Here is an 8948-nt window from a genome sequence, read left to right on the forward strand (position 1 = left end):
TCTTGGTGTCGTCGACTGCCAGCCTACGGCTCGGAACTGGGGCGACACAGGGACGTGGGGTCGTTCATGCACCGCACTTGCCCGAAAGTCGGGGCGGGTGAACCGATCTCGACACGAGCCACGTGTGTGGGCCCGAGGAGGTTCGGAGAGTCCGAACCACCACAGGTCCTGGGAGGGGATTTCATGTCTCACAAGCGTCTTGCGGCTGTCGCCGCGTTGTTCGCCGCCGGCACGGTGCTGTTGTCCGCGTGTGGCGGGGAGGACGGGGGAACACAAGGGGCGGCGGAGGCCGCCACGCGGACCTTCTCGTTGCTCGGTGGCACGGCCAAGTCGAACAACGCGACGCCGAAGACCGGCGACTGGGCGACCGGCGCGGACGGCACGGCCAACACGGCGCAGAAGTCGGTCGCGCAGAAGTGGGTCCAGCTCGAGGCCGGCGCGGCGGGCGACCTCGACCCCGTGGTCGTCAACGGTGCGGGGCTGACGCTGTACCGGTTCGACAAGGACACCGCCAGCCCGTCGAAGTCCAACTGCGACGGTGACTGCGCCGTGACGTGGCCGCCGGTGACGGTGGCGAAGAACGGCAGGATCTTCATCGACGGCGTGGAGAAGTCCGCGGTGGGCGTCGTCGAACGTGGTGACGGGAGCCTGCAGGTGACCATCGGCGGCTGGCCGGTCTACCGGTTCGCCAAGGACACCAAGCCCGGTGACACCCTGGGCCAGGGCGTGGGCGGCACGTGGTTCGGCGTGACCCCGGACGGCCAGAAGGCCGGCGCGGACTCCGGCGACGCGGCGGAGCCCAGCGAAAGCGTCGTCGTGCCCCAGGGCGACGGCCAGAAGGCCACGAGCGCGATCCTGTTCGACGAGCCCGGGTTCAGCGACAGCGGCGCGTCGCAGGGTGTCTCGGGCCAGGGTTGCCAGAACCTCGCCCGGCCGAACCTGACCTCCTCCATCAGGGCCGAGGGGTCGCTGAAGATCTGGTCCGAGAAGGACTGCACGGGTGAGTCGACGGTCATCGACGGTGATGTCGAGGACCTGTCCACCATCGGGTTCGACGACACCGTGGCCTCCGTGTTCCTCGGCTGACCCCGGCGTGCCCGGTCCACGGTGTGACCGTGGACCGGGCACGTTCGCGCAGACCTGTTTCCTCGATCGGCACGACACGCGTCACGCGCGTCTCGACCTCCTACCGTCGGTGCGGTCGGCCGCGCGGGAACGACTCCTCGCGGGGCACCGCATGTCACACAGGAGAAGGGACAAGCGCGTGAGCGATCTTTCCGACGAGGTGCGCGAGTTGCTGGTGACGAGGTTCGAGGTCGAGGCGGGTGATGTGGCCATGGACGCGTCCCTGGACGACATCGGTCTCGACTCCCTCGCACAGATCGAGTTCGGGGACGTGCTCGGGCAGAAGTACGCCGTCACGATCACCGACGACGAGATGGTGAACCTGCCGACGCTCGGCGAGGTGATCTCCGCTCTGCGGGCCAAGGGTGCCACCGCGGCGGCGACCTCATGACCCGCACCGTGGTGGTGACCGGACTCGGTCTGGTCACCCCCGCGGGCGTCGGTGTCGAGGACAACTGGTCCCGTGTCCTCGCCGCCCGCCCGACCGCGGCGGTCCAGCCCGAGCTGGCCGGCCTGCCCGTCGACTTCGCCTGTGTGGTCCCGGATCTCGACGGGGCCACCCGGCCGGGCACGCGCCGCGGCGACCGGTTGGACCGCTTCCAGGTGCTCGCGTCGGTCGCGGCGCACGAGGCCGTCGAGGACGCGAAGCTCGACCCCGCCAGCTGGGACGACCACCGCGTGGCCGTGGTGGTCGGCACGGGGGCGGGCGGAGTGGCCACGCTCGCCGCCCAGTCCGCCGTTCTCGGCGAGCGCGGGCCCGCCGCGGTGTCCCCGTTCACAATGACGATGAGCATGCCCAACATGGCGGCGGGCCAGCTGGCGATCGAGTTCGGCGCGCGAGGCCCGAGCCTCGGGGTGAGCACGGCCTGTGCCTCGGGGGCGACCGCTGTCGGACTGGCCAGGGACCTCATCCGGTCCGGCGCCGCCGACATCGTGATCGCGGGCGGCGCGGAGGCGGCCGTCACGCCACTCCACGTCTCGGTCTTCGCGCGGATGCGGGCCCTGTCCAGGCGCGGGGTCGAGCCGTCGCTCGCCTCGCGGCCGTTCGACGTGGACCGCGACGGGTTCGTCATGGCCGAGGGGGCGGGAATGCTGGTCCTGGAGGACGAGCGGCACGCCCGCGCCCGCGGCGCACGGGTCCGTGCACACCTCACCGGTTACGGCGCGTCGACCGACGCCCATCACGTGTCCACTCCGGACCCGACTGGTGGTGGGGTCGAGCGGGCCATGCGGGCGGCGCTGGCGGACGCCGGGGTGACCCCCGCCGACATCGGCTACGTGAACGCACACGGCACCTCGACCCCGCTCAACGACGTGATCGAGGGCGAGGCCATCGCCAGGGTGCTGGGGGCAGGCGCGGTCGTCAGCTCGACCAAAGGGGTCACCGGACACACCCTGGGCGCCGCGGGGGCGATCGAGGCCGGCTACACGGTCCTCGCCGTCGAGCGTGACCGGCTGCCGCCGAACGCGAACCTGCACCGGCCCGACCCCCGCCTCGATCTCGACTTGCCGACGGTGGCCAGGGACAGCGCGGTCCGGGCGGCGATGAGCAACTCGATCGGCTTCGGCGGCCAGAACGCGACCCTGGTGGTGACGGCACCGTGACCGCGACCAGGAAGCCCATGGAGGCCGAGTACACCGAGGAGGATCGGGCGGAGCTGGTGGCGCTGGTCTTCGACGGGTTGTACGAGAGCCACCACCGGCGGCTCGCGGAGCTCGTACGCGACCCGATCTTCGACCAGCGCGAGGGTCTCGACATGGTCGAGGCGGGAAGGCTTTCCTACGAACGGATCCGGCACGTGCACCGGGCGCTGGGCCCGGCGCGGGACGTCGCCGCCGACCCCTGGACGCTGTTCGCGGTTGGCGAGTGGTCGTGCCTGCTCGACAGCACGACGCTGCCGCTCTCGGCCGTGCACTACAACCTGTGCGTCGGCACGATCCTCCGGTTCGGGGCCGGACGCCCCGAGCTGAAGCCCTATCTCGACGAACTGGACGACATGTCGGCGGTCGGCATGTTCGCCGCGACCGAGATCGGCTTCGGCAACAACGTCTCCGCGCTGGAGACGGAAGCAGTGTACGACCAGGCGACCGACACGTTCGTGCTGAACACCCCGTCACCGAGGGCGCAGAAGTTCATGCCCTACTGCGGGATCACCGACATCCCCAAGATCGCGGTCGTGCTGGCCAGGCTCGTGGTCGACGGCCGGGATCAGGGCGTGTTCCCTTTCCTGGTACGGATCACGGACGCGGACGGCCCGTGCCCCGGTGTGGTGACACACAGGTGTCCCGACAAGCCGGGGCTCGCACTCGACAACGGGGTGACCTGGTTCGACCACGTCCGCCTGCCCCGGGCGAACCTGCTCTCCGGGGACTTCGGCGAGCTGTCCGCGGACGGTGTGTTCATCAGCCCACTCAGCAGGCGTGGCCGTTTCCTGCGTTCGTTCGACCGGGTCCACGCCGGCAGGATCAGCCTGGCGGCGGCGCTGGTCGCGGCCTCACGAGCGGCGGTGTACCTGGCGGTGCGGTACTCGTGGCGCCGGGAGACCGCCGCGCCGGGCCGCGGCACCGTGCAGGTCATGTCCCTGCGCAGCCAACAGGTCGCGCTGCTCGGTGCGCTGTCACGGGTCTACGCGATGACGGTCTTCCTCAACGAGGTGAAACGGGACTACGTGCGGGGGGAGGCGCCCGAGGGCCTGCACCGGAAGATCGCGATCGCCAAGGCACTGTCGAGCTGGGAGATGACCGGCGTCATCACCGTGTGCCGCGAACGGGTCGGGGCGCAGGGAGTGTTCTCGGTCAACAGGATCGCCGACTACGTCGCCATGGCACAGGGCGTGGTCACCGCGGAGGGCGACAACCTGCCGCTGCTCCTCACCGTGGCGGGCGAGCTGCTCGCACCTCGGGGTGCCGGCGCGACCAGGCCGGACCCGGACGGACAGTCCCTACTGGACGGGCGGTTCGTGATGGACCTGTTCTCCTACAAGGACGAGACGCTTCGTCGCGAGACGCGGCAGCGCATGGACCGGGCGCCGTTCTCCTCGGCGTGGAACGACAACATGAACCGCGTGCTCGACATGGCGGAGGCGTACGGGACGCATCTGGTCCTGCGTTCGTTCTGGCAGGCGGTGGACGGCGTCGAGTCGGGCGCGCTGCGGACGCCGCTGCGCCTGCTCGCGTCCCTCTACGGGCTGCTGCACCTCCGCGACGACGCCGGGTGGTACCTCGCAAGAGGGTGTGTCACTGCCGAGCAGGTCATCGCCCTGCCGGACCTGGTCGACACGGTGTGCGAGCAGCTCGCCGGGTCCTCGCACCTGCTCGTCGACGGGTTCAACCTGTCGCCGGAGCTGTTGCGGGCACCCATCGCCCAGGATGACCCCGTGGCGGCGGTCGACCGGTACGTCCGGTCGATCCGCCGCTGACCATCGGGACCTCACCGACCGGCCGTCACTCGGTGGCGGCCGGTCGTGGCGTGAGTGCGGCGGCCTGGCTCAGCACCGGCCCGGTCGGCAGCAGGGCCAGTAGCTGGTTGGGCACGTCGACCGCCGCGTTCTGGTCGTAACCCAGTGTCTCGGCCACCGACTCGTCCAGGAGCGGGAACTTCACACCGAGGTCGGTGATCAGGTAGACCGCACCTGTCCTGGCGCCAGTGGTCGGGAGGTCGCCTGCCAGCACGCCGGTGCCCTTCGGAATGGCCAGATGGTCCACAGTGGACCCGTCGGACGGGGTCTCGACCGCGCGCAGGGTGATCGCCGCCGTCGGCATCGTGGTGAACGTCGTGACCGGGGCCTTGCCCTCGGCCGACAGGGCGAAGTGCGCACAGGGCGACGCCCCGCTGTCCAGCGAGCCGTTCACGAGAGCCGGTGGCGGCGACGGGTACCCGGACACGAGGTCGGTCCTGCCGGACACCGGCACGTCGGCGAGCGATCCCGGCTGGACGGGGATCACGTGGACGTCGCCGTCCGGGTAGGCGTCCTTCGTGGACGGAGCGGACAGCAGCAGTGCCTCGGTGGTCCGGTTGAGCCGCGACAGGCCGTCCTCGCGGACCACGTACGTCTCGTCGCCGTTGGTCGCCGGGTTGTGCACCTTGTACAGCTGGCCGATCAGTGTCGGCTCGCCGTCGATCACCGGTCCCCGCGAACCGGTGCCGGCGATCACCGGCACCGTGATATCCCGGCCGACCGGGATCGGGCTGAGCCAGCTCGCCGGCACCGCGAGCGGGGCCACCCCGCCGTAGCCGAGCGCCCGCGCCGCGACGTCGCCGGCGAACCGGTACCGGTGCCCCTGCCACAGCAGGTACTGCGACCCGTTGGGGCCGGACACCAGGATTCCCTGCCGCGCGTCTAGTTTCCTGCCGGTCTCGCCGGTCATCATCAGCGTGACCGACGGCGAGGCCCGCGTGTCGTCCGGCAGGCCGAGGCACACCGTCCACGGCCCGGAGCGCATGCTGCCCGCGGCCGGCGGCGCGTCCGGTGCGCCGGGGATCCCGATGGTCGCGCCGACGGGCGTGCCCGCGAGCGACTTCGCCGACACCTGTTCCACCGCACCGGACCCGTCGGAGCCGACGGCGAGGCGCGCCGAGGTGTAGTTGAGCACGGGCCGCAACTCCCCGTCCAGGTACAGGTACCGCGCCCCGGTGTCCTCGTCCATGATGATCGTGCCCGGTTGCTGCCAGGTCGTGCTGGTGGTCGGCGCGTAGATGCCGATGATCCAGAACGCCCCGACGAGCACGACCGTGAGCAGGACACCGATGATGCCCGCCGTGCTGAAGCGCCGGTTCGGTGGTTCGAGGATGTCCGGTCTGCCGTGGGTCAGCGCCGAGACGAGGCGGCCGACGACGAAGAAGTACGCGTGGACCTGGTCCCGCCGTGACTGCATCAGGATCCCAACTCTCGCATGGTGTTGTAGACGTCCAGAACGCCGAGGAGCAACGGGAACACGGCGACCGCCGTGAGGGACTCGAGGATGTCGACACCCCTGAGCCAGTAGGGCTTGAGCCGCCTGCCCGGCAGCCGGGTGCTCAGCAGCAACAGCACGACCCCGGCGGTGAACACCGGGAACCACGCGTGCAGCAGCACGCCGGACGGACTGTCCTCACCGGACACCCGTCGCACGACCACGGACACCGCCGCGAACGCGCCGGGCACCAGGACGGCCCACCGCTGCACGGCACCGCTGAGGTGCCTGGCGCGGAGGAACAGCAGGAGGGTGACCGCGATGGTGAACCAGAACGCGAACGCGCCGTCCTCCGTGAGGAGGAAGGCGAGCAGCACGCACTGCGCGATGCCCAGGCCGGTGTGCAGGCCCTTCAGGTACCGCAGGGTGTTCGCGCCGCGCTCCACGACTGTCCGGTGTGGCAACGGTTCGATGTCCTCGCGGAGCTCGTCGGCGTTGGTCGGGAGCAGCGGCAGCGACAGTCCGCCGAGCCGGAACGCCGAGCCCGGCACGAAAAGCACCACCACCAGCGTGACCGTGAGCCCGATCGCCGCGGCGTGTGGCGGGCTCGCCGACCCGAGAGCGACGAGCGTGATCGGGATGAGCAGCATGACGATCGTGGTCAGGGCACCCGCGAACACCGGCGCCGCGTGCGCGGCACCCGCGAGCCCGGCACACACCGCGACCGCTGCCGCCGCCGCTGCCGCCGCCCACTGCGCGGCCCCCGAGGCCACGGGATGCGTCGCCATCACCATGAGCCAGCCGGAAGACGCGGCGTAGCAGGTCGCCACCGCGGCCAGCAGCGTCGCGGTGCGCCTGCTCCGGCCGGACCAGCTCGCGACCCCGGACGCGACGAGGAGCAACACGGCCGAGACACCGGACACGGGGATCTGCACCGTCACGGGCGCGCTCGTGAGCAGCACGACGAGGCCGGCGAGCAACGCGGCCGTCACACCCAGCTGCCGGGCCAGGATCGCGTGTGCGGCCGACCACAGCGGCAGCCGCCCGGCCGCCTCCACGCCCTCGGCGCCGGGGTCGTCCGGTGCGGTGACGGCCAGCGGCGAGTCGCCCGGTCGCAGGTGGATCCACTCGCCGTCGAGCAGGCCGAGCTGGGTCGAGGTGCGTTCCTGGTCGAGCGGGGTCTCACCGAGCCGCTGCGCGACCCACCAGCCGGCAGGGGCCGGCGGGACGCGGAACTGCGCCAGGATGGCCGTCAGCACGTCCGCCAGCGGCACGTCGGCGGGCACCGCGATGTCCACGGCGTCGGCGCCGAGGACGAACCGCAGCCGTCCCGGTGCGCCGACGCGTTGCTGGGCCTGCTCGTCAACTGCCACGTCCCGTTCCCTTCCCTGGTGGGGTGACTACCAACGTAGGGACCGGCCGTCGCGGGTAGAGGTGGCGAGGGCCGGTGCGGACGTGCTCCTTGGGAAACCACTCACCGGCGGCGGTCGCCCCGTGCGTACGGCCCGCTGGGAGGGCGCTTCGGGGCACAGTGGACGCGGCACCCGGCGGTGCCGTGCGATGCTCGGCCCATGGCTGATGACGCCCGGCGGGAGATGGTGGTCCTGATCGACCCGGAATGGTCGCCCGCGCGCGAGGGTGACGCGCCACCGCCCGAGGCGGTCCTCGGCGGCTGGCGCGCCAGTGCCGACGGTGACCGGTTCGAGCCGAGCCCGCGCTACCGGCCGACACGACCGGACTCGCCGACCGATCCCGCGGACGCCGTGCTGCGACTGGTGGTGCGTGGCGACGCCGACGGCGACCGCCTGCTCGCCGTGCTGGACGACGTGTACCTCGGCGTGGCGGTCGACGAGGCCGGTGCCGCGGTGATCGCGCCGTCGCCGGACGAGGTGCCCTCGATGCTGGTCGTCACCGCGCCGGCGCACCGGGTGCGGGTCGCCGCGCCGAGCTGGCTGGAGATGGTGACACTGCGGGACCTTGCCGGGGTGCTGCCGGACGACGGGGTCGACGTGTTGGTCAATCCCGGTGCGCCGTACTCGATGCGTGTGCTGGCCTCGGCGATCAAGGAGTTCGTGGCCAGGCCCGAGGGCGCCGCGGTTGATGGAGCGGACGTGAAGTAGCCCCGCGCACACTTCCACCGCGGACATGGTGTCGCGGTGGAACGGAGTGGCGGGAGGCTCCCATGCGAACAGAACAGTGCGTCCGAGTCGTCGTGTTGGCGGCGGATGTCCTCAGCTGTGCGGGACTCACCCGGTACCTGGAGTCGCTGGCCGAGGTGACGTTGCTGGAACCCGACCGCCGAGCGGAGGCGGACGTGGTCCTGTTCGCGCCGGAGTGCCTGAGCCCCGGGACGTTCGCCGCGCTGCGCAGGGAGTCGCGGGCGGGCAAGCCGATCGTGCTCGTGGCGAACGACGTGAGCGAGGCCGACCTGCTCGTCGCCGTCGAGTGCGGGGTGCGGGCGATCCTGTCGAGGGCCATGGCGACCGGCGATCGGTTGCGGCAGAGCGTGGTGGCGACCGCGGCCCGTGGTGGCCTGCTGCCGCCGGACCTCCTCGGCGAGGTCCTGCACCACGTCAACTACCTCCAGAACGACGTGCTCAGCCCGAAGGGCCTGAACGCGGCTGGCCTGAAGTCGCGGGAGATCGATGTGGTGCGGCTGATGGCCGAGGGGCTGGACACCGCGGAGATCGCGAGTGAGCTGTCCTATTCGGAGCGCACCGTCAAGAACATGATCTACCGCTTCACGAGCCGCCTGCAGCTCCGCAGCCGGCCACATGCGGTCGCCTATGCGCTGCGCGCAGGGGTGATCTGACCGTCGTGACGGACCTGCCGGACTCCTTGCAGAAGTTGTTGTTGGTGACGGTGGGGATGCCGTGGCCGGAGGGTGACGAGAAGGATCTCGAGGCGTCGTCGGACGGTTGGATGGCGTT

General features: G+C 71.2%; 8 protein-coding genes. 6 read left to right on the forward strand and 2 right to left on the reverse strand.

Annotated elements, in window-relative coordinates; all coding sequences use genetic code 11:
- Positions 1-183: 183 nt before the first annotated feature.
- The 4 genes from CLV71_RS44080 (at position 184) to CLV71_RS44095 (ending at position 4544) form a co-directional block, all read left to right on the forward strand.
- Positions 184-1086, forward strand: coding sequence for a hypothetical protein (locus tag CLV71_RS44080; protein WP_133908939.1), 903 nt, complete (start codon positions 184-186; stop codon positions 1084-1086).
- 178 nt (positions 1087-1264) lie between these two features.
- Positions 1265-1516, forward strand: a complete 252-nt coding sequence (locus CLV71_RS44085) for an acyl carrier protein (protein WP_243867397.1) — start codon at positions 1265-1267, stop codon at positions 1514-1516.
- Positions 1513-2730 carry a beta-ketoacyl-[acyl-carrier-protein] synthase family protein gene (locus CLV71_RS44090; RefSeq protein WP_133908941.1) on the forward strand — a complete coding sequence of 406 codons (1218 nt, stop codon included), beginning with the start codon at positions 1513-1515 and terminating at the stop codon, positions 2728-2730. The genes CLV71_RS44085 and CLV71_RS44090 overlap by 4 nt, the downstream gene beginning before the upstream one ends.
- Positions 2727-4544 carry an acyl-CoA dehydrogenase family protein gene (locus CLV71_RS44095; RefSeq protein WP_133908942.1) on the forward strand — a complete coding sequence of 606 codons (1818 nt, stop codon included), beginning with the start codon at positions 2727-2729 and terminating at the stop codon, positions 4542-4544. Before CLV71_RS44090 ends, CLV71_RS44095 begins: the two co-directional genes overlap by 4 nt.
- A gap of 25 nt (positions 4545-4569) precedes the next feature.
- Here the strand turns inward: CLV71_RS44095 and eccB are convergent, their stop codons facing one another.
- Both eccB and eccD read right to left on the reverse strand, forming a co-directional pair.
- Positions 4570-6000 carry a type VII secretion protein EccB gene (gene eccB / locus CLV71_RS44100; RefSeq protein WP_133908943.1) on the reverse strand — a complete coding sequence of 477 codons (1431 nt, stop codon included), beginning with the start codon at positions 5998-6000 and terminating at the stop codon, positions 4570-4572.
- The gene (gene eccD / locus CLV71_RS44105; RefSeq protein WP_133908944.1) at positions 6000-7391 is read right to left on the reverse strand and encodes a type VII secretion integral membrane protein EccD; all 1392 of its coding nucleotides are present in this window, start codon (positions 7389-7391) and stop codon (positions 6000-6002) included. The genes eccB and eccD overlap by 1 nt, the downstream gene beginning before the upstream one ends.
- A gap of 198 nt (positions 7392-7589) precedes the next feature.
- Between eccD and CLV71_RS44110 the strand changes: the two genes are divergently transcribed.
- Positions 7590-8138 carry a type VII secretion system-associated protein gene (locus tag CLV71_RS44110; RefSeq protein WP_133908945.1) on the forward strand — a complete coding sequence of 183 codons (549 nt, stop codon included), beginning with the start codon at positions 7590-7592 and terminating at the stop codon, positions 8136-8138.
- A gap of 62 nt (positions 8139-8200) precedes the next feature.
- Positions 8201-8830 (forward strand): response regulator transcription factor, encoded by a 630-nt coding sequence (locus CLV71_RS44115; protein ID WP_133908946.1) that lies wholly within the window; start codon positions 8201-8203, stop codon positions 8828-8830.
- The last annotated feature ends 118 nt before the right edge of the window (positions 8831-8948 follow it).

This window comes from Actinophytocola oryzae (assembly GCF_004364325.1).
Classification (GTDB): domain Bacteria; phylum Actinomycetota; class Actinomycetes; order Mycobacteriales; family Pseudonocardiaceae; genus Actinophytocola; species Actinophytocola oryzae.

What these genes read in the sequence shown, in the direction of transcription:
- CLV71_RS44080 (WP_133908939.1), top strand. Translation starts at nt 184, where the DNA reads ATGTCTCACAAGCGTCTTGCGGCTGTCGCCGCGTTGTTCGCCGCCGGC.
- CLV71_RS44090 (WP_133908941.1), top strand. Translation starts at nt 1,513, where the DNA reads ATGACCCGCACCGTGGTGGTGACCGGACTCGGTCTGGTCACCCCCGCG.
- eccB (WP_133908943.1), bottom strand. Translation starts at nt 6,000, where the DNA reads ATGCAGTCACGGCGGGACCAGGTCCACGCGTACTTCTTCGTCGTCGGC.
- CLV71_RS44110 (WP_133908945.1), top strand. Translation starts at nt 7,590, where the DNA reads ATGGCTGATGACGCCCGGCGGGAGATGGTGGTCCTGATCGACCCGGAA.
- CLV71_RS44115 (WP_133908946.1), top strand. Translation starts at nt 8,201, where the DNA reads ATGCGAACAGAACAGTGCGTCCGAGTCGTCGTGTTGGCGGCGGATGTC.